The sequence below is a fragment of the Bradyrhizobium sp. 61 genome, from assembly GCF_023073075.1.
GTDB lineage: Bacteria > Pseudomonadota > Alphaproteobacteria > Rhizobiales > Xanthobacteraceae > Bradyrhizobium > Bradyrhizobium barranii.
Genome location: NZ_JADPIU010000075.1, coordinates 87,313 through 107,993 on the forward strand (window position 1 = coordinate 87,313; position 20,681 = coordinate 107,993).

General features: G+C 65.0%; 20 protein-coding genes. 6 read left to right on the forward strand and 14 right to left on the reverse strand.

The features are described from left to right. Positions 1–7: 7 nt before the first annotated feature. On the forward strand, positions 8–232 hold the full coding sequence (locus IVB46_RS28800) for a cysteine rich repeat-containing protein (protein WP_247313417.1): 225 nt from the start codon (positions 8–10) through the stop codon (positions 230–232). A 129-nt stretch (positions 233–361) separates the two neighbouring features. Here the strand turns inward: IVB46_RS28800 and IVB46_RS28805 are convergent, their stop codons facing one another. From IVB46_RS28805 to IVB46_RS28835, 7 genes are all read right to left on the reverse strand, one after another. Further along, the gene (locus tag IVB46_RS28805) at positions 362–2,254 is read right to left on the reverse strand and encodes a hypothetical protein (RefSeq protein ID WP_247313420.1); all 1,893 of its coding nucleotides are present in this window, start codon (positions 2,252–2,254) and stop codon (positions 362–364) included. A gap of 2 nt (positions 2,255–2,256) precedes the next feature. After that, positions 2,257–2,724, reverse strand: coding sequence for a hypothetical protein (locus tag IVB46_RS28810; protein ID WP_247343971.1), 468 nt, complete (start codon positions 2,722–2,724; stop codon positions 2,257–2,259). Between the two features lie 8 nt (positions 2,725–2,732). Continuing rightward, positions 2,733–2,954: a hypothetical protein gene (locus IVB46_RS28815; RefSeq protein WP_247313425.1), complete on the reverse strand. Its 222-nt coding sequence runs from the start codon at positions 2,952–2,954 to the stop codon at positions 2,733–2,735. A gap of 130 nt (positions 2,955–3,084) precedes the next feature. Continuing rightward, on the reverse strand, positions 3,085–3,768 hold the full coding sequence (locus tag IVB46_RS28820; RefSeq protein WP_247313427.1) for a hypothetical protein: 684 nt from the start codon (positions 3,766–3,768) through the stop codon (positions 3,085–3,087). 87 nt (positions 3,769–3,855) lie between these two features. Beyond that, the gene (locus IVB46_RS28825; RefSeq protein ID WP_247313430.1) at positions 3,856–4,551 is read right to left on the reverse strand and encodes a hypothetical protein; all 696 of its coding nucleotides are present in this window, start codon (positions 4,549–4,551) and stop codon (positions 3,856–3,858) included. Positions 4,552–4,681: 130 nt separating this feature from the next. Beyond that, positions 4,682–4,930: a hypothetical protein gene (locus IVB46_RS28830; protein WP_028147356.1), complete on the reverse strand. Its 249-nt coding sequence runs from the start codon at positions 4,928–4,930 to the stop codon at positions 4,682–4,684. A 168-nt stretch (positions 4,931–5,098) separates the two neighbouring features. Beyond that, positions 5,099–6,064: a nitronate monooxygenase gene (locus tag IVB46_RS28835; protein WP_247313433.1), complete on the reverse strand. Its 966-nt coding sequence runs from the start codon at positions 6,062–6,064 to the stop codon at positions 5,099–5,101. 108 nt (positions 6,065–6,172) lie between these two features. Here IVB46_RS28835 and IVB46_RS28840 point away from each other — a divergent pair, with 108 nt between their 5' ends. Next, positions 6,173–7,735 (forward strand): AMP-binding protein, encoded by a 1,563-nt coding sequence (locus IVB46_RS28840; protein WP_247313437.1) that lies wholly within the window; start codon positions 6,173–6,175, stop codon positions 7,733–7,735. Between the two features lie 422 nt (positions 7,736–8,157). On the opposite strand, the gene IVB46_RS28845 is transcribed toward IVB46_RS28840, so the two are convergent. The 7 genes from IVB46_RS28845 to IVB46_RS28875 all read right to left on the reverse strand — a co-directional run bounded on the left by IVB46_RS28845 (position 8,158) and on the right by IVB46_RS28875 (position 13,976). After that, complete coding sequence (locus IVB46_RS28845; protein WP_247313440.1) at positions 8,158–8,931, reverse strand: thioesterase family protein; 774 nt, start codon at positions 8,929–8,931, stop codon at positions 8,158–8,160. Positions 8,932–9,080: 149 nt separating this feature from the next. Continuing rightward, positions 9,081–10,049: a nitronate monooxygenase family protein gene (locus IVB46_RS28850; RefSeq protein ID WP_014491545.1), complete on the reverse strand. Its 969-nt coding sequence runs from the start codon at positions 10,047–10,049 to the stop codon at positions 9,081–9,083. A 155-nt stretch (positions 10,050–10,204) separates the two neighbouring features. Further along, positions 10,205–11,605 (reverse strand): aspartate ammonia-lyase, encoded by a 1,401-nt coding sequence (locus IVB46_RS28855; RefSeq protein ID WP_247313443.1) that lies wholly within the window; start codon positions 11,603–11,605, stop codon positions 10,205–10,207. Positions 11,606–11,632: 27 nt separating this feature from the next. Further along, entirely contained in the window at positions 11,633–12,172 is a 540-nt protein-coding gene (locus IVB46_RS28860) for a hypothetical protein (RefSeq protein ID WP_085400964.1), read from the reverse strand. 122 nt (positions 12,173–12,294) lie between these two features. Then, positions 12,295–12,897: a YqaA family protein gene (locus IVB46_RS28865; RefSeq protein WP_081369120.1), complete on the reverse strand. Its 603-nt coding sequence runs from the start codon at positions 12,895–12,897 to the stop codon at positions 12,295–12,297. Between the two features lie 133 nt (positions 12,898–13,030). Beyond that, the gene (gene hisE / locus IVB46_RS28870; RefSeq protein ID WP_028147364.1) at positions 13,031–13,435 is read right to left on the reverse strand and encodes a phosphoribosyl-ATP diphosphatase; all 405 of its coding nucleotides are present in this window, start codon (positions 13,433–13,435) and stop codon (positions 13,031–13,033) included. A 163-nt stretch (positions 13,436–13,598) separates the two neighbouring features. Next, positions 13,599–13,976: a hypothetical protein gene (locus IVB46_RS28875; protein ID WP_071909294.1), complete on the reverse strand. Its 378-nt coding sequence runs from the start codon at positions 13,974–13,976 to the stop codon at positions 13,599–13,601. Positions 13,977–14,203: 227 nt separating this feature from the next. Between IVB46_RS28875 and IVB46_RS28880 the strand changes: the two genes are divergently transcribed. From IVB46_RS28880 to IVB46_RS28895, 4 genes are all read left to right on the forward strand, one after another. Next, the gene (locus IVB46_RS28880) at positions 14,204–15,253 is read left to right on the forward strand and encodes an ABC transporter substrate-binding protein (RefSeq protein ID WP_247313446.1); all 1,050 of its coding nucleotides are present in this window, start codon (positions 14,204–14,206) and stop codon (positions 15,251–15,253) included. Between the two features lie 91 nt (positions 15,254–15,344). Then, on the forward strand, positions 15,345–17,141 hold the full coding sequence (locus IVB46_RS28885) for a glucan ABC transporter ATP-binding protein/ permease (RefSeq protein ID WP_247313449.1): 1,797 nt from the start codon (positions 15,345–15,347) through the stop codon (positions 17,139–17,141). A 176-nt stretch (positions 17,142–17,317) separates the two neighbouring features. Then, positions 17,318–18,802 carry a D-alanyl-D-alanine carboxypeptidase family protein gene (locus IVB46_RS28890; RefSeq protein ID WP_247313452.1) on the forward strand — a complete coding sequence of 495 codons (1,485 nt, stop codon included), beginning with the start codon at positions 17,318–17,320 and terminating at the stop codon, positions 18,800–18,802. 191 nt (positions 18,803–18,993) lie between these two features. Next, positions 18,994–20,679, forward strand: a complete 1,686-nt coding sequence (locus tag IVB46_RS28895; protein ID WP_247313457.1) for a long-chain fatty acid--CoA ligase — start codon at positions 18,994–18,996, stop codon at positions 20,677–20,679. Positions 20,680–20,681 lie beyond the last annotated feature (2 nt).

Genomic DNA, 20,681 nt, shown 5'->3' on the forward strand with positions numbered 1-20,681 from the left:
GTGTCTCATGAAGACTTCAGTTCTTGCTGCGCTGCTGCTCGCTGCCGCCATCCTGCCCGCCGCTGCGCAATCCGGTCCGACGCCGCAGGAGCAGATGGCCTGCCGCAGCGACGCCGGCAAATTCTGCGCCGAACATATCGGCAAGCCGCCGCAGATGAATGCCTGCCTGCGCGAGAACAAGACAAAGCTCTCGGATGCCTGCCGCAAGGTGGTGGAGTCGCACGGCGGGTGATCTTCTTCCCCCTGTGGGAGAAGGTGCCTTGCCAATGGCGAGGCGGATGAGAGTTGCTTCGACGCACCAAGAGCAGAGACGCTCTGCCGCGAGCCACCCTCTCCCGCGAAGAAGGGAGAGGGACAGCAGCTAGTTCGTCAGGCCATAGACGTCGATGCGGCCGTCATAAGTCGGGCGATAGATGCGGCCTTTCCAGACGATCGGACGGTTGAACTTGGGATGCATGAAGGCGTGCTCCGGCCCCCAGTCCTCGCTGTCCCAGATCACCTGGAGCCGTTTGGAGCCATCCGGATTGGTGGCGAAATTCTGCGCGTCGTAAACCAGGAAGCGGCCCGGACTGAGAATCATGTTGCTGTCCTGATAGGGCACCATCGCCACGATGATGCCATCAGTGCCGTTGTTGGCGGCAAGCGTGATGCTCCAGCCGGGCATGCCGCCCGGCGGACGCGGCGATTGCGGCGAGGCGATCTCGTTGCCCCCGGCGAGATAGGTCGTTCTCCCGTCGGCCGCAATCGACCAGGCCCGCAAGGCGCTGTTCTCGCCGCCGACGAAATGCATGGTGCCGTGGGTGGCGGACTGGAACAGCAGCGGCGTGCCATGCAGATGCCGCGTCGCGCCGCCGGGAAACACGTTCAGCTCCATCGGTGACGCCGGCGCCGGCGGCACGGCGGGATCGAAATACGTGTACAGGATCGGTGGCATGAGAAGCCTGTTGTAGTTCGCCGCGAAATGGCCGGCCGCAAGTTCGCCCGGCTGCGTCTTGCCGAGCGCATTGGCATTGCCGGTGTAGAGGATGCCGTCCTTGCCCGCAGCCAGAATGGCATGGGCGGAGGCGACATAGACCGGACCGCCGGAACCGAAATCCTGGTCGCCCCACATCGACTCGTTCATCGCCTCCATGTGATGCGCCACGACCGGCGCGATCTGCGCATCGGTTGCACTGCGACCCGAGGTGACCGCGACATGCGGCATCTCGCGCGCATACCGCGGCTTCAGCGTCATTCCCATGCGCCTCGCATGCGCGATCACGGAGGGCAGGGAAACGTTCGACGGCAGCGCCAGTTCGTCATTGTCGTCATCGTCGGCGGCTGCTGCGTCCGCGGCCGCGCCGACCCGGTTGGCGTCGGTCCATGGCGCCCACCACGACATGACTTCGAAATGCGCATGGCTTCCGGTGTGCAAGGCGAGCCGCACGATGCTCTCGCCGAAATCGCCATGCTGCGGCGAGAACGCTCCGTTGCCGGTGATGACGTAGATCGAACCGTCGGGAGCGAGGGCCGGGCCGGCCCCGCTCTGCCACAGCCCGCCGCCGGATCCGGTGACCGTGGAGCACCACGACGCAGCGAGCCGCCAGGCATGGACGTCGACCGCGAGCAGCCAGCCGCGCGCCGTCTTCGAGGTCTCGGCGATCGTGCCGAAGGGAATCAGCACGTGGTTCCGCGTCAGCGTCAGGGCGCTGCGCTGCTTGCGCTGGGCCGAGACGAATTTCTGCACCGGCAGGCCGTTCGGCGGCGTGTAGACCGCGCCCTCCAGGTTCAGCAGCCCGTGCACCTTCGAGCCGTCGCGGATCCGCAGCGCGGCGAGGAAATGCTGCCCCTTGACGACGCTGCCGTCGTCGCTGATCCAGGCGCAGGCATAGAGAATGCCCGCCCCCTCGTCGATCACCGGAGTCGAGAGAATGCCCCAATGGACGTTGGTCATGTGGCCGTCGATCGCCCTCGTTCCGACGATGGGACGCCCCAAGTTGGTCGACCAGATCTTCTCACCGGTCACAGCGTCGAATGCATAGACCCAATTGCCCATGCTGGCCTGGAAGATCAGGTCGCGGATCTTGCCGTCGGCTGTGTGCACGCCGCCGACCGCCAGCGGCTGCGCCTCGAGCCTGGGATCGTCGGGAATCGGAAGGCTGAAGAGTTTGACGATGCCCCTGCTGCGGACGGCGGTCGCCGTCAGCACCGTCTCGGAATTGTTCGTACCGGTACGGGCACGGTCGTAGCTGCGGGTCGTGACGGAGACGACCATGGTCAGGCTCCGTAGGCGAGGAGGCTTCCGGCCGCAATCAGGCAAGCCGCTGCAAGCGGTCGTACGTCGCGCAAGCCTGCGCGCCACCCGCGCGACACGACGGCTGCGCAGGCAAAGCCGAGCCCGGCCATGATCGCGCTCGACAGTGCGGCAACGGCCGGCGCATCAGGCGTACGCGATACGACATTGTCGATCGCCAGCAGCGGTGGCAGCACATAGAACCAGCCCGGCGCATTCAAAAGACGTTGCGCGATGGGGTGGCGCACCACCAGCGATGCGCCGCACGCGATCAACAGGATCGCTGCGAACCCGCCCGCGACCGGCATCGTGACGCCGAGCGCGGAACCCAGCGCATCGCAAGCGCCGAACATCAGAATGAGCGGCAGCACATGCCGTTGCGGAACGATGAATGCGAGCGCAAAGGCCACGATGAGACTGTCCGCGGACGTCCACAACAGATGTATCGACATGGAAACCTCTAAAAGGTTTGCAATGCGAGATAAGTGAGGTCAGTCGAGAAGGCCGCCCCGTCATCCGCCTTCGAGGGCCATTGCAGCGCGGTGAAACCGCGATTGCGCGCGTGTCGCGGGAGAAGGTAGAGCAGCCAGGCAATGCCGGCTTTATCAACCGACGCCGGCACGGTGACGCCTTCGCGGTACGGCGCGAAGAAGCGACCCCAAGCTAACAGCGCTACGCCCATGACGCGGCCTTTGGCTAGCCACGCCAATCATGCATTGAACGGAGATCGTCTGGAAGTTGAAATTCGGGGCAAGCGCGTCCGCAGAACGAACCGTCGCTCACGATCGCGTGCGCGACGGCGAGGATGGGCGCTAATCGTCGTGAGACCCGAACAGCCTGATCTGCGGCAAGCCGCCGCGCGGCCGGCTCGCGACATCGCGCGCATCGGAATCTTCGCGGATGTTGCGCGCGACGTCATCCCAATCGGTGCGGTCGCGCATGCCACGCGGCTCGCGGGGATCGTAGTGCCGGCGCTCGGCCCAGCGCTCGCGGCGCTCCATGCGGCGCCGTTCGGACGCGGCGCGCTTCACATCGGAATCCCTGGCCTTGGCATAGGCGTTGTCGGGTGAGGATGGCTGCTCTGTCGATGCCTGCTGCTCGGCAGGCTTTGCGACTTGCGGAGGCGATGCCGGTGCCGGCTTGGGCGGCTCGGCCGCGGCCGCCTGGGAAGGCTGTGACGCTGACGGCTCGGCGTTCGCCTGACTAGCCTGCGTGTCGGGCTTTGCGGGTTCGGATTTGGCTTCGGCCTGCGCCGGCGCGGCGATCATGGCGCCGAAGGCTTGCGAGCCGGTGAGATATTGCAAGCGCTCGGAAGGCGCGTCCGTCATCGCGGGTTTGGCAGCTTCAGCGCGCTGCGCCATCTTGCTCGTGTCCGGCCCCTGCTTGGGCGAGACCGGATTCATGATATTGCCGGCGACGATGCCGCCACCGAGACCAATGGCGATGGCCGCGACGATCGTTCCGGCACCGACGAAATAAGCTGTCGAGGCGCGCATTGGTCCACTCCCTCTTTGGAGCGGGCAACGCCTGTCGATTGCCGGATGTTCCCGATGCGGGACGCAGTTCCCGGAGGAACTTGCGCGTCAGATCTGCTGCGCGACTTTTTCAAGCCCGATGATGCGGGCGAGCTTGCGCACTTCTTCCTTCTGATCCTCGCGCAGCTGGAACAGCAGCGGCATTGCGGCCGACTTCAACTGCTGGACCTCGTCGCAGTTCGGATCGATCGGCACGCCCGGCGCGTTCGGATTGGAGAGCTTGTTCGCGGAGATCTTGCGGACGACATTGCGCAGCGCGGTCTCGACCGAGGGCCAGTAATATTCCTGCGACGACGACAGTTTCAGGCGATCTCTGATGCCCGCGATCTGCACGTCGGACAGCAACGAATAGTTTTTCTGCGGCTGCGGCTTGGCGGCGACCTTCGGCTTGGCCGGAGCCTCTGCGGCGGCAGGCGCTTCATGCGCACTCGCCTTGGGCATCGGGAAATCGGCGGGCGTCGCGGCGGCAAACGCCTGGCGCAGCGGCTCGGTCAGCACCGGCGCCTGCGAAAGCTTGTCGGCGGAGACCTGGACCGGATCGATCGCGGCCGAAGCCAGCGCCAGCGTCGGAACCAGACGGTCGGCCTTGGCGGCGCGATTTGTCAAAAGCTGCTTGGGCGGCGGGGCCTGCGTGATCATCTCTGCGCTGACGCTGGGCACGCTGTCACGGCCAAGGATGGCGGTGGTGGCGGCGCCGAGGACGAGGAAACAGGTCAGCACGACGATAGTGATGGCTTTGGACAAACGTCTCTCCAGGCCCAGCTTCAAGTCCACGTGATGAGTGCCCGGAAACTGGGCGGTAAATAAGGCTTAACCGTGCCATCGTAACGGCAATCGCGCGGACTGCGGCGACATGCCCGAAATCTCAAGAAAATCAGGCAGCTAGCGCCAGGTCGTAGGCATCCTGGATGTCGGCGACGATCTCGGAGGCCTCCCAGACCGCGCGCGGCTCGACCGATTGCAGCGTCACCGTCCAGTTGCCGCCCCGGCGGGTGCGGGGGACGCTGAGGATGTCGAAGCGCACGTTGCGGCACAGCGGATGACGGGCCAGCGCATGGGCCACGCGGACCCGGATTTCGTCCAGCGTCGCGGCTGTCTTGCTATTGAGAAAATCGAAGTCCATCGCCTGTCCCTCTCGGTCCCGATTGGCGGCCGTGAGGGGATTCTTGGCGGGCGTTGGTTAATCTGCCGTTAAGTACGGGGCTGCGGAGGAGCGCTCGATTAACTGTGATCGGAGCCGACGGCGCCCCCTGTCCCTCCCCCGCAAGCGGGGCGAGGGCAAGGACACCGCCTACCGCCCGCCCGCATCGCGATATTCGGCGAGGGTCCGTGCCACGAGATCGTCGACCGCCATCACGTCGGTCACGCCCGATGTCGCGTGCCCCCCGCTCCAGATATCGCGCCAGCGTTTCGGGCGGTTTTCGCGCGCGTCGACGTCAATATCCTTGCCGATGTCGATCGCGCGACGTGCCGGCAGATCGTCGGGGTCGAGGCCCGCAGCCACGATCGACGGCTTCAGCATGCTGGTCTGCAACCCTGTGAACGCGGTGGTCAGCAGGATGTCGTCGGCGCTGCTGTCGACCAGCATCTCCTTGTGGCGCTCGTCCGCCATGCTCTCGCGCGTCGCGATGAATTTCGTGCCCATGTAGCCGAGATCGCAGCCGAGGACTCCAGCCGCATGCAGCGCGCGGCCGTCGCTGATGCCTCCGGCGAGCACGATGATGCCGTCAAAGAATGCGCGCACCGCGCGGACGAACGCGAACGGATTGAGCCAGCCGGTCTGCCCGCCGGCGCCCGCGGTGAGCAGCACCAGCCCGTCGGCGCCGGCTTCCGCCGCGCGCTGGGCGTGGCGGATCGAGGCCACGTCCGCCAGCACCAGCGCGCCGGCATCGTGCAGCGGCTTCAACACCGGCGCGGGCGACCCAACAGAGGTGATGACGATCTCCGGCTTGTGTCGCAGCAGCACCGCGAGATCCTGCTCAAGCCGCGCGTTGGAGCGATGCACGATCAGGTTCGGGCAAAGCGGCGCGGCCTTAGGACCTGTGTGATCTTCGTGTTGCCGCAGTCGCGTTTCGATCTCGGTGAGCCACGCCTCGAGCTGTTCCGTGCCGCGGCAATTCACGGTGGGGAAGCTGCCGATCACGCCATTGCGACAGGCCGCGACCATGAGTTCGACGCCCGACACCAGAAACATCGGCGCCGCGATCAGAGGCAGCGCGAGACGATCACGGAAGTGTTGCAGTCGATCGGATGTCACTCACGCCTCCTTGCACGGGCTTTGTCGTTCCATCCCGCATTCTCTGTGCTAGCGTTGCGCACAAACATTGGCACGTCAAAAGTCGATGACAAAACAACGGGGAAACATATGTCCGATCCGCTCCACGCATCGTCCCCGACTTGCGCGCAGACGCTGCGGGCACTGTCGCGCTATCCCGGCCGCACCGCTTTCGCCTGGCCCGGTGGATCGCTGAGCTATCAGGGCACCATCGACCTGATCGGACGCATCCAGGCCGTGTTCATGCGGCTGGGCTTGCAGCCCGGCGCGCGCGTCGCGTTCCTCACCGCGAACCGTGCCGACACCTGGTGCGCCGGTGTCGCCGCGCAATTATCCAGGCTCTGCGTCACCTGGCTGCATCCGCTGGGATCGAGGGCAGACCAGCTCTTCCAGCTCGAGGATTCCGAGGCCGAGATGCTGGTGGTCGATGCCGCCACCTTCCGCGATCGCGGCGGCGAGCTTGCCGCGAGTGCGAGCCGGCTGAAGGCAGTCTTCACCACGGGACCGGCCGACTATGGCGTCGACCTCCTGCAGGCGATCGAGATCGAAGGCCATGCCAGCGCGCATTGCTTCGCCGGCCCCGACGATCTCTCAACGCTGAATTACACCGGTGGCACGACCGGAAAATCCAAGGGCGCACTGCGCTATCACCGCGAGAACGCCGGGGGTGCTGCCGCGATCCTCGCCGACTTCGAGATCCCTGACACCCCACGCTACCTCGCGGTTGCCCCGATCAGCCATGTCGCCGGCACGAAAGTCGTGCCGACCCTGATGCGCGGGGGCACCGTGCACATGCTGAAGGGTTTCGATCCCGAGGCGGTGCTGACGACGATCGCGCGCGATCGCATCAATTTCACGCTGTTCGTGCCGACCATGATCTATGTGCTGCTCGATCATCCCGCGCTGAGCAGGACCGATCTGTCCTCGCTCGAGCTCGTGCTCTATGGCGCTTCCGCGATGTCGCCGAGCCGGCTGGTCGAGGGCATCGAACGCATTGGGCCGGTGTTCTCACAGCTTTACGGGCAGACCGAATGCTATCCGATCTCGGTGCTGCGCAAGGCGGATCACGATCCAAAAACGCCGGAGTTGTTCCTGTCCTGCGGCTTCCCGATCTCGGCCTGCGAGGTCAGGATCCTCGACGACAACGACCATGAAGTGAAGACGGGCGAAGCCGGCGAGATCTGCGTGCGCGCGCCGCATGCCATGGCCGAATACTGGAAGCGGCCCGACATCACAGCCGAGACGCTGAAGAATGGCTGGGTCCACACCGGCGACGTCGCGCGCAAGGACGAGCGCGGCTACATGTTCATCCTCGACCGCAAGAAGGACATGATCGTCTCCGGCGGCTTCAACATTTTTCCGCGCGAGGTCGAGGACGTGCTGTCGCAGCATGCGGATGTCGCGATGGTCGCGGTCGTCGGCGTCCCCGACGAGAAATGGGGCGAAGCCGTCACCGCCATAGTCGTGCCGCGCGAGGGGGCAAAGCCCGATCCGGACGAGCTGATCAATCTGGTGAGGACGCGAAAAGGCTCGGCACATGCACCGAAGCAGATCCAGTTCGTCAAGCAGCTGCCGATGACCGGCGTCGGCAAGGTCGACAAGAAGGTGCTGCGCGCAGGCTTCTGGAGTGGACGGGACCGGATGGTGGGGTAGTCATCCCCGATCTGCAACTTGTGGCAGGTAGCACCGCACGTATTCCCGCAGCCGGACCCCGGGGTTCTACGGGTCGCTGTGACCCACGAACAACAGCTCGGAAGGGACTTTTCAGGCACGCCGTCCGCGCAATTGCAGGCGAATCAACGAATCAACTAGACCGCTGACGGGGCTGGGAAGCGGAGTATCAAATGAGAGTCGCTTCCTTGGAAAGTGCGTTGGCCGCGATCACGTTGATCACGGCTATCATCGTCCTGCTGTGGGAGATCAAGATCGTCTACGGCAGCTGAACTGGCAGGACGCTGGCGTCGAACAGAGACCTCCGGACAAGAAGAGGTTCGCGACCAGGGCATCCCTTCCGCGGCGGCGGAAGTTTGCCGTTCCATCGGCGCAAGGAGCGATCACGGCGCTTGCCGACACGCTTACCGCTTTTCGATCACCAGACTCTGCACCGCCCGGCCGAAATAGCCGTGACGATCCGCGAGCCGCGACATCGCGAGGCCGGCGCCGTCGGGACCGATCCAGGATTCGCCGTCGAGCAAGATCCACTCGCCGACCGGCTGGCGCGATAGGTTCACAGTAAGGTCGGCATTGATGTAGGTCCAGGCGCGGAAGTCGAGCGTCGAGGCGGTGCCGTTGGAGAAATCGGCAGCGACCACGGCGCGCATCGCCTGCGAGACCGCTTCGCCTTCGACCAGCGGATGGTCGAGGCGAAACCAGATCGCGCCGGCCCCGGCCTGGCCGAAGCGGCCGCGCGCGGCGCGCATCGAGACCATGCCTGCGAACGGACTGGTCGCGCCATGGCCGTCCTCGACCAGCGAGTCCTCGGGCGACGGCAGCGTGACCGGCAACTCCTTGACGTCGTCCGGCAAAGGCTGTGATTGCCGCTTGATCTTGAGCACGGTGGCACCGACGACCTGAACACCGTCGGCGAACAACTTGATCTCGCAGAGCTGGATCTTGCGCCCCTCGCGCAAAACCTCGCTCTCGATCGAGAGCGGCGCCACCGGCACCGGGCGCATCAAGTCGATGGTGACGCGCGCAACATTCATCGGCACCGGCGTCGGAATGCGTTCCGCCGCCCACGTCACCAGCGCAGACGGCGCCGAGCCGTGCTGCATACGCCGGTCCCACGGACCTGCAGCATTGGGGCTGGTGACGACGCTGTTGCCGTCGATGCTATAGATGGCGGTCATGTTTGCACGATATCTGGGCTGGCGTTCCCCGGACGCAGCGCAGCGCGTAAGCGGTGCGCTGCAGAGCCGGGGTCCATGTGCTGCAGCGATGGGTCCCGGCTCTGCGCAGCAGCGTTGCACGGTGCAGCGCGTCCGCGACACGAGAGCGGTTAGAGCGGCGGATCGATCGCCTCGTCATATTCCTTCTTGAAGCGCGCGATCAGATCGGCGGCCGGGATGATGCCGTCGACGCTGCCGATGCCTTGGCCCGAACCCCAGATCTCCTTCCAGGCTTTCGGTTTGGCCCGCTCGCCGGAGGCATCCGTGCCGAAGTTCATCTTGGACGGATCGGACGTCGGCAGGTTTTCCGGATCCATGCCGGCCGCGAGGATCGATGGCTTCAGATAGTTGCCGTGCACGCCGGTGAAGAGGTTGGAGTAGACGATGTCGTCGGCCGTCGAGCCCGCGATCATCTCCTTGTATTTCTCGACCGCGTTGGCTTCCTTGGTCGCAATGAAGGCCGAGCCGATATAGGCGAAGTCTGCGCCGAGGATGCGCGCGGCGCGGATCGCCTTGCCGTTGCCGATGGCACCCGACAGCGCGATCGGGCCATCGAACCATTTTCGCGTTTCTGCGACGAAGGCCAGCGGCGAGATCGTGCCGGCGTGGCCGCCGGCGCCGGCCGCAACCAGGATCAGACCATCGGCCCCCTTCTCAATCGCCTTGTGGGCGAACTTCTGGTTGATCACGTCGTGGAAGACGATGCCGCCCCAACCGTGCACCGCTTGATTGAGCTCCTCGCGCGCGCCGAGCGACGAGATGATCATCGGCACCTTGTACTTGGCGCAGAGCTGCATGTCGTGATCGAGCCGGTTGTTCGACTTGTGCACGATCTGGTTCACCGCGAACGGCGCCGACGGCTTGTCGGGATGGGCGCGGTCATAGGCCGCGAGCTCTTCGGTGATCCGCGCCAGCCATTCGTCGAGCAGCTCCGGCGGCCGCGCGTTCAGCGACGGAAACGAGCCGACCACGCCGGCCTTGCACTGCGCGATTACGAGATCGGGCACCGAGATGATGAAGAGCGGCGAACCGATCACGGGGATCGACAGGCGCCCCTTGAACAAGGCAGGCATGGACATAGGCGAAACGATCCTTTGGTGGCGAGCAAATCGAAAGCTGGAGGCCATACCAACAAGGCAATCTTTCCACTGTCAAGTATTGCGTTTTGACGCCGTGGCGGATGCCGTTACCGCAATTCCAACATGCGGAATTCGCTACGCAAATGCGGGCGGCATCACCCAATCAGATCCGGATTGATCAGCCGCTCGAACGAGAACATCTCGTCCCATTTCTCCTGTGTCAGCAGCTTGCGTTCGACCACCACGATCTGGTGCAGCGACTTGCCGCTCTTGTAGCCCTCGCGCGCGATCTCGGCGCATTGCTTGTAGCCGAGCAGCGGCTTCAGCACCGTAACGATACCCAACGAGTTCAGCACCATGTTGCGGGTGTGCTCCTCGTTGGCGGTGATGCCGACAACGCAGTTCTCGCGCAGGCTGTTGACCGCGCGCTCCATGGTGCGGATCGAGAAGAACAGCGCGAACGAGATCACCGGCTCCATCACGTTGAGCTGAAGCTGGCCGGCACTTGCAGCGAGCGTCACCGTGGTGTCGAGGCCGATGACGAGGAAGCTGGTCTGGTTGACGACCTCGGGGATGACAGGGTTGACCTTGCCCGGCATGATCGACGAGCCCGGCTGGAGCTGCGGCAGGTTGATCTCGTTGAAGCCGGCGCGCGGGCCCGAGGCCAGCAGGCGGATGTCGTTGCAGATTTTCGTCAGCTTGCTCGCCGTGCGCTTGAGCACGCCGGAGAGCTGCACATAGGCGCCGGTGTCCGAGGTCGCCTCGACGAGATCGCCGGCAAGGATGAAGTCGACGCCGGTCAGCGCGCTCAAATGCCGGACCGCAAGTTTTGGATAGCCGACAGCCGCGGTGACGGAGGTGCCGATCGCGGTGGCGCCGAGATTGATCTCTCGCAGCAGCGCACGCGCCTCGGAGATGCGGTCGACCTCCTCGCCGATCGTGGTGCCCCAACCGCGGAATTCGGCACCGAGCGACATCGGCACGGCGTCCTGAAGATGCGTGCGCCCCATCTTCAGCACGCGCTCGAACTCGCGGCCCTTGGTGAAGAAGGCCTCCTGGAGCTGGCGCAGCGCCGTCATGTAGCTCTCGAGCCGCAGGATCAGTGCCAGCCGAAACGCGGTCGGATAGGTGTCGTTGGTCGACTGGCCGTAATTGACATGGTCATTCGGGCTGACATGCTGGTAGTCGCCCTTGCTGAAGCCGAGCGATTCCAGCGCGAGATTGGCGATCACCTCGTTGGCGTTCATGTTGGTAGAGGTGCCGGCGCCGCCCTGGATGAAGTCGGTGACGAACTGATCCATCATGTCGCCGGCGATGACGCGGTCGCAGCCCTGGATGATCGCGTCCGCAACTTTCGTGTCGACCGCGCCGAGGTCGCGGTTGGCCATCGCGGCAGCCTTCTTGACGTAACCGAGCGCCTTCACGAAGTAAGGCTCCTGGTTCATCGGGATGCCGGTGATGTGGAAGTTCTCCTTCCCGCGGATGGTCTGGACGCCGTAGTAGATGTCGTCGGCGATCTCGCGCTGTCCGAGGAAGTCCTGCTCCGTGCGGCTCATGGGCGCTCCTTTGCTGGCGCTACGTCCTCAGTTCTGGCACAGCGCGCTGGTGACGAAGGTATCGGTGCGGCAGTCATCCGGTTTGCGTTGCCGGCCCGGGATCAGAACCTTGGCCGAGCATTTTTCCGCGGAATCGGCGTTCAGGCTCTTGCCTTCCTTGTAGCCCTTGCTCTGGCAGAGCTGGTCGGCGGCTTGCTTGCAGTCGGGCGCGCCATTCGACGAGGCGGGGCAAGCCATGCGCCCCGACACCATGGCCGACGGCGTCGCCAGCCGCGACAGATCGTTCATGGTCTCGCTCGGGCTTTTGATCGGTGGCAGGATCGAGGGCAGCTTGTCGAACAGCTTGCCCATTTCGTTGATCAGTCCGGGATTTTCCTCGCGCGCCGGCGGCGATGAAGGTGCTGATGTCGAGGGCGGCGGCGCGGTCTGCGGTCCCTGCTCCTGCAAGCCGAGCGCCGGCGGCGCGGATTGCGGCCAGCTGGTGCTGCCGGCACCGAGCAGGAGCGAAAGCACTGCGAATATCAGCGTCCCCGGTCGGAGGACCGGATTGCCGGATCGAACCATCATGACGGCAACCGTAGCCGAACCCGGCGCAGCGGCAAAGCGCGGGGTTATTGAGCGAACATGATCTTTGCGGAGAACGGCTTCACACGTTGCGCTGAGGCGGCCCTTCGGGTCCGGATCATTCCCTAGATCAGCTTGACCGCGACGACGAAGCCGAGCACCAGCACGGCGGCGCCGAGCGCCACCCAGAGACCGAGATGCTTCTCGATCCTGACGCGGATCCAGTCGCCATAGCGGTTGAGCAGGATCGCGACGATGAAGAAACGGCCGCCGCGCGCGACGATCGAGCACAGGATGAACAGGCCGATATTGTAACCGGCAAAGCCCGAGGTGATGGTGACGAGCTTGTAGGGGATCGGCGTCAGGCCCTTGAGCAGGATGATCACCGCGCCCCACTCCGCGTAGGAGGCGCGGAAGGCGTCGACCTTGTCGCCGAGGCCATAGACCTGGATCAGCCAATGGCCGACCGAGTCAAACAGCAGCGCACCGATGGCGTAGCCCAGCAGACCGCCCACCACCGAGGTCGCGGTGCAGACCGCGGCGTAGAGCCAGGCGCGCTGCGGGCGCGCCAGCGACATCGGGATCAGCATCACATCCGGCGGGACCGGAAAGAAGGAGCTTTCTGCGAAAGCCACGGCTCCCATGATCCAGAGCGCGTAGGGCTTGTGGGCGGCGTCGATGCACCAGTCGTAGATACGTTTCAGCATGGCGCCGCGATGAAGCACCATGGGACGGATTTGTCCATCGCGAGTTTTGTGACGATTTGGCGTGATCTGGAACAGTGTGTCGCGGTTTTCCGAAAGATCGCGCCCAAACAACAACCTAAAGCGCGATGACGCTTTGCTCCGGTTTCACCGCGCTTTAGTGGCGCTTGCGCGAGACGCGCCCTTCCAGCGCGACAATTGGCCGCCTGGCGGCAACGCGCGGTGACGCGACTTTGGGCAGCTTCATCGGCGACTTCGGCAACTTCTCGGCAATGCCGAGCATGTCTTCCCGCCGCGCCATCTCGCGCCAGACATCCTCCGGGCGCACGCCGGCCGAGGCCCAGAGCACCGTGAGATTGTAGAGCAGGTCGGCGCTTTCCCGGATCACGGCCTCGCTGTCGCCATTGACCGCGTCGATGACGACCTCAATGGCTTCCTCGGCCAGTTTTTTCGCCATTTTGGATGGCCCACGCTGAAACAGCCGGGCGGTACGCGATGTTGCCGGATCAAGATCCTTGGCCGCGAGCACAGCCAGATATAGCCGCTCAAGCGAATCACTCATGGTACTCAAAACTACCCTAAACCAATGGCGAGCGCGTTAACGCGCAGGGTTAAAAGCGAAAAACAGGCCGCCGCGGCAAGCGCGACGGCCCGTTGTGGTCAAGACTTGGTAGCCGGGGACTTGGTAGCCAGGGACTTGGTAGTCAAGGACTTGGTAGCCAAGGCTAGTAGCAGTTCTGCATGTAGCCCTGGCCACAGAGCTCCGACGGAGCCGTGCCGCCATAGCGCTGATATTGGTAGTTCGGGCCCGGGCCGTAGTAAGGACCGTAGGCCGGGCCACTGTAATAGGCAGGGCCGCCGTAATAGCCATAACCCGGACCCGGACCGTAATCATAAGCGTAGGCGTCACGGGTCGCAGCGATCGCAAGGCCGGTGCCGATGATGCCGGCAAAGGCCGCGGCAGCCGCAGCACCGCCGCCACCGCCATGCCAGTGGCGGCCGCCTGCGTATGAGGCGGTCGGGGCGACCGCGGTCAGCGCCAGCACCGCGGCGGTGGCAAAGACGGCCTTGCGGCCGGCAAATCTCGAAAATCGGTCAAACATGTCCTGGACCCTCCTTGGGACCTCGAATGGTGCCTGACGACAGGCTCATGTCTTTCAAACACCCGCAGCCCATGTTGGGTTCCCGAACCCCAACAGAAGCTGAACGGGGTTGCGTCATGATCACGCAACCCCCGCTCATCCGCCGTTCATGTTGGCGCGCGCAGGCTCGTCGCTGGCCGGCGCTGCGAGCGTCACGAAACCACAACAATGCGGGACCGGCGCCACTGATGTTTGCATTCAAGACAATCGCCCTTCGCGGCCTGCTGGCCATTGCAATCTCGCTTGCCGCGCTGGCTGCGCGCGACGTCAGCGCGGCCGAGACTGCTGCGCCGTCCACTGCGATCCACTTCACATTCGATCGTCCCGTCGATGCGAGCATGGCGCCGTTCTTCCTCGCCGCGAAGGACGGCAATTTCGGCGCCGAGCGTCTCAACGTGTCCTTCAAGAGCGCCGCCGGATCGCCGGAGGCGCTCGCACGCGTCGCCAAGGGCGACAGCGAGCTCGCGCTCGTCGACATCAACGAGCTGATCCGCTTTCGCGACAAGGACGATGCCGCGCCGGTCAAAGCCGTGTTCGTGTTGTTCAATCGCGCGCCTTACGCGATCGTCGCGCGCAGGAGCCGCGGCATTCACCTGCTGCCCGACCTCGACGGCAAGACCGTCGGCGTCGCCGACGGCGATCTGTCGATGCGACTGTGGCCGGCGCTGGCGCAGCAGAACGGCATCAACGCGTCGCAAGTGAAATTCCACAAGATCAGCGCCGCGGTCCGCGAGCCGCTCCTCTCCGCGGGCCAGGTCGATGCCGTCGCCGGCTTCAGCTATCTCTCGGCGGTAAACCTGCGCGACCGCGGCGTGCCCGGCGGCGATCTCGTGGTACTCCGCTATGCCGACTATGGCTGCGAGGCCTACGGCTTCGCCGTGGTGGCCAACCCCGCTTTCGCCGCCGCGAAGCCCGACGCCGTGAAGGGTTTCGTCCGCGCATTGATCGCCGGCGTCAACGCGACCATCAAAGAGCCGGCCCGTGCGGCGGACGAAGCCACGAACCGGATCGACGACGGCGACCGCGACCTCGAGCGGGAACGCCTGCGCAGCGTGCTCATCGACAACATCCTGACCGACGAGGTCAAACGCAACGGCCTCGGCGGCATCGACCCGGCGCGCCTGGACCGCTCGATCGACCAGATCGCGCAGGATTTCAAATTCCGCAAACGGCCGGCGGCGGGCGATATCTTCGACGACCGGTTCCTGCCGCCGGTCGCGGGACGACTGATCAACTGAGCAAAACCCGCAGCTTCCGCTGTATCTCGCGAGCGATCCCTGATTAGAATGTGGGCTCACATCGTTTCGTCCGCCCGAGTTCGTCCCTCGCATGCCCATCCTCCGTCTCTACACCCGCGTTCTCGAACTGCTCGGCAAGGAGGCGCGGCTGGGCTGGTTGCTGGCGTTTGCCAATCTCCTGCTCGCGGCCTCGCAGTTCGCGGAACCCGTGCTGTTCGGCCGGATCGTCGACGTGCTCTCCGGCAAGTCGGTCGCCGGGTCGAATTCGGCCTGGCCGTTTTTGATGGCCTGGGTGGCGTTCGGGCTGTTCACCATCGGCTGCAGCGCGATCGTGGCGTTGCAGGCCGACCGGCTCTCGCACCGCCAGCGCCAGGCGGTGCTGACCGACTATTTCGAGCACATTTTGCAGCTGCCGCTGACCTTCCACTCAGGCACCCATTCGGGCCGGCTGATGAAGGTGATGCTCAACGGCACCGACGCGCTGTGGCGGTTGTGGCTCGGCTTCTTCCGCGAGCACTTTGCCGCGATCCTGTCGGTCGTGGTGCTGCTGCCGCTGTCGCTCTACCTGAACTGGCGGCTCGCGGTCCTGCTGTTCGTGCTCTGCGTCGTCTTCACCGCGCTGACGACCTTCGTCGTGCGCCGGACCTTCGGCATGCAGATGCAGGTCGAGGAGCACTACAGCGAGCTCTCCGCGCGCGCCTCCGACGCGCTCGGCAACGTCGCTCTGGTACAGAGCTTCGTGCGCGTCGAATCCGAGGTGAAGGGCTTGCGCTCCGTCGCTGATGACCTGCTCGCGGCGCAGATGCCGGTGCTGTCGTGGTGGGCGCTCGTCACCGTCATCACGCGCGCCTCCACCACCATCACGGTGCTCGCGATCTTCACGCTCGGCATCGCGCTGCACGACCAGGGGCTCACCTCCGTCGGCGAGATCGTGATGTTCGTGAGCTTCGCGACGATGCTGATCCAGAAGCTCGAGCAGGTCGTGAGCTTCATCAACAACGTGTTCATGGAGGCCCCGCGGCTGCGCGAGTTCTTCAACGTGCTCGACGCCGTGCCCACAGTCCACGACCGGCCCGACGCGATCGATGCGGGGCGGCTCTCTGGCCTCGTCGAATTCAACGACGTCACCTTCTCCTATGACGGCAAGCGGCCGGCGGTCGAGGACCTCTCCTTCACCGCGCTGCCCGGCCAGACCATCGCGCTGGTCGGCGCGACCGGCGCCGGCAAGTCGACTGCGATCGCGCTTCTGCATCGCGCCTTCGATCCGCAGTCCGGCTTCATCAGGATCGACGGCATGGACGTCCGCGGCGTGACGCTGACCTCGCTGCGCCGGAACATCGGCGTGGTGTTCCAGGAGGCGCTGCTGTTCAACCGCTCGATCGCGGAGAATTTGCGCGTCGGCAAGCCGGATGCGACCGAAGCGGAGATGCGCAAGGCCGCGGAGCGCGCGCAGGCGCTCGAATTCATCGAGCGCAGCGGCGGCTTCGAGACCAATGCCGGCGAGCGCGGCCGCATGCTCTCCGGCGGCGAGCGCCAGCGGCTGTCGATCGCCCGCGCGCTGCTGAAGGATCCGCCGATCCTGATCCTGGACGAGGCCACAAGCGCGCTCGACGCCGTCACCGAGGCCAAGGTGAACGCCGCTCTCGACGAAGTGATGAAGGGACGCACCACGTTCGTGATCGCCCACCGTCTCTCCACCATCCGGAATGCCACGAGGATCCTGGTGTTCGAGAACGGCCGCGTGATCGAAAGCGGAACTTTCGATGAACTCGTGGCCAAAGGCGGCCATTTTGCCGAACTCGCCAGGGCCCAGTTCATGGTTCAGGAAAATGCACGGGCCAGCGTGACGGCCGCTGAGGCTGCGGCGACTGCGGTCAAGTCCCCATAGCATCGTCGAAATTCGGCCTATTTCATCACGGAATACCCGGCCGAAACCCCTATTCTCGACGCACGAGCCGGTATAGGTTTGCGACGCCGCAAGCGGCGGCGCCGGATTTCAGAACCGAACATCAGATCACGAGAGCCGACCGGAACCGGCGGGTCTCCAAGGACCGGAATCGGATAGTGCACGCCCTTCGCCCGCTGCTTCGCAAGTCCCTGTTCAACCTGTTCGCCGCGGCCCTCGCATCCGCGGTGCTGCTTGCGCCGCGCACGGCCAGCGCCGAAGCACTGCTGCTGATCGAAGCCGACAGCGGCAAGGTGCTGCAGGCCGAGAACGCGACCATCCCGTGGTATCCGGCCTCCGTCACCAAGATCATGACAGCCTACGTGACGCTGAAGGCGGTGAAGGACGGCAGACTCACGCTCGACACGCTGATCACAGTGTCGCCGACGGCGGCTTCGCAATCGCCGTCGAAGATGGGGTTCCGTCCGGGAACGCAGCTCACCGTCGACAACGCGCTGAAGATGATGATGGTGAAGTCGGCGAACGACATGGCCGTGGTGCTTGCCGAAGGCGTCGGTGGCTCGATCGACGGCTTCTCGGCGATGATGAACGACACCGCGCAGAAGCTCGGCATGACGCAGACGAGCTACGTCAATCCGAACGGCCTGCCCGCTGACGGCCAGATCACGTCCGCGCGCGACCTCGGCATTCTCGCGCGCTCGTTCCTGCGCGACCTGCCGGAATACGAATATTTCGTGCACATCCCGGCAATCCGCTTCGGCAAGCGCGTCACCGGCAATTTCAACAAGCTGATCGGCCGCTACCCCGGCGCCGACGGTTTCAAGACCGGCTTCATCTGCGCCTCCGGCTACAATCTGGTGGCGTCGGCCACGCGCAACGGCCGCCGGCTGATCGCCGTCGTGCTCGGCGCCAACTCCGGCACTGCGCGTGCCGTGAAGGCGGCGCAGCTGCTCGAGCGCGGCTTCAGCCAGGACAACCTCACCTGGCTCCGCCCCTCGCTCGGCACCGTCGACAGGCTGGTGCCGGTCGACGCCTCGCCGCCGAACCTGCGCGAGGACATGTGCGGCGGTCATCGCAAGCGGCCGGCCAGCGACGATGACGACGCGCTGATCGCCACCAATGGCGGCACGTCCGGATCGGCCTCCGCCACCGGCGGCGAAGCCCAGGTGACCTTCTTCACCGCGGGCCTTCAGCCGCCCCTGATGAAGGCCTCCGAGCTGATGGCCACGGCGCCCGCGGCGGCCGAGCCCGTGCTCGTCTATACCGGCCCGACCCGCACCGGCACTGCCCTGATCGCGGCGGTCGCGGCCGATGCCGACCAGCAGGCCACGCCAAAGCCGCGTGGCAAGAAGTCGCGCGTCGCCAGGAAGCCCGACGCGACCGACAAGCCAGCCGACAAGCCGAAGGATGCCAAGACGGCGGCGGCAAAGCCGGCGGCGGCAAAGCCGGCTGCCGCCAAGCCTGACGCCAAGAGCGATACCAAGTCCGCGGCGAAGCCGGCCGGGACCAAGCATGCCGCGGCCAAGCACGATGCGGCGGCGAAACCCGCCGAGAAGCCTGCGGCAAGCGGCGATCAGGCGGCCAAGCCCGCCAAGCCCAAGGCCGCGACCAAGCCCGCCGCCAAGCCGGCCAACAACAGTTAACGGCACCCATCGCAAGCCGCGCCCGCGCTTCGCACCTGCGGCAGAGCGGCTTGCGACAATTCCAGTAGCCACTCCCTGACCTTTGTCCTAAGCCTCGACCGGCTTGCCACCCGTTCCGGCAGGCTCGATACTGGCCGCAATGAGGCAAGCCCGAGACACAACGGGCTCTGGTAAATTGAGGGGAGTTTTCCATGGAGCGCATCTGGCTCAAGCAATATCCGCCCGGCGTCCCTGCTGATATCGAGCCGACCCAATACGCATCGCTGGTCGACCTTCTGGAGGAGAGCTTCGCCAAGTTCGCCGACCGCAAGGCATTCATCTGCATGGACAAGGCGATCAGCTATCGCGACCTCGACCAGATGTCGCTGGCGCTCGCCTCCTATTTACAGGGCCGTGGCCTGCAACGTGGCGCCCGCGTCGCGATCATGATGCCGAACGTGCTGCAATATCCGGTCGCGACCGCTGCCGTGCTGCGCGCCGGTTTCGCGGTGGTCAACGTCAACCCGCTCTACACGCCGCGCGAGCTCGAGCATCAGCTCAAGGATTCCGGCGCCGAAGCCATCATCGTGCTGGAGAATTTCGCCCACACGGTCGAGCAGGTGATCGCGAAGACGCAAGTCAAGCATGTCATCGTCGGCAGCATGGGCGACCTGCTCGGCTTCAAGGGCGTGATCGTCAACCTCGTCGTCCGCCGCGTCAAGAAGATGGTGCCGGCCTGGTCGCTGCCAGGCGCGGTGTCCTTCAACGACGCGGTATCGGCCGGCCGCGGCCTGACGTTCAACAAGCCGAAGCTGTCGCCGGGCGACGTCGCCTTCCTGCAATATACCGGCGGCACCACCGGCGTCTCCAAGGGCGCCACCCTGCTCCACCGCAACATCGTCGCCAACGTGCTGCAGAACGACGCCTGGCTCCAGCCGGCACTCGCCGCGCCGCCGCATGTCGATCAGCTGATGATCGTCTGCGCGCTGCCGCTCTATCACATCTTCGCGCTGACGGCCTGCTACCTGCTCGCGGTGCGCGCCGGCGGCTGCAATCTGCTGATCCCCAATCCGCGCGACATCGCGGGCTTCGTCAAGGAGCTGGCGAAGTACCAGGTCAACAGCTTCCCGGCCGTGAACACGCTCTACAACGGGTTGATGCACCATCCCGACTTCAAGAAGCTCGACTTCTCCAAGCTGAAGATCTCGAACGGCGGCGGCATGGCGGTGCAGCGCCCCGTCGCCGAGCAGTGGAAGGCGGTGACCGGCTGCTTCATCGCCGAAGGCTACGGCCTCTCGGAGACCTCGCCGACACTGACCTGCAATCCCGCGACCACGACCGAGTTCTCGGGATCGATCGGCATCCCCGTGCCTTCGACCTGGATCTCGATCCGCGACGACGACGGCAACGAAGTCCCGCTCGGCCAGCCCGGCGAGATCTGCGCCAAGGGCCCGCAGGTGATGTCGGGCTACTGGAACAGGCCGGAAGAGACCGACAAGGTGATGACCGCCGACGGCTATTTCCGCACCGGCGACATCGGCGTGATGGACGAGAAGGGCTACACCAAGATCGTCGACCGCAAGAAGGACATGATCCTGGTCTCGGGCTTCAACGTCTATCCGAACGAGATCGAGGAAGTGATCGCGAGCAATCCGGGCGTGCTCGAATGCGCCGTGATCGGCATCCCCGATTCCAAGTCGGGCGAGGCGGTGAAGGCGTTCGTGGTGAAGAAGGATCCCAACCTCACCGCGGAAGCCGTGATCAAGTTCTGTCAGGAGCAGCTCACCGGCTACAAGGTGCCCAAGCACATCGAATTCCGCACCGACCTGCCGAAGACCAATGTCGGCAAGATCCTGCGCCGGCAGCTCCGCGACGAGAAGAAGGCGGAGGCGGCGTAAGC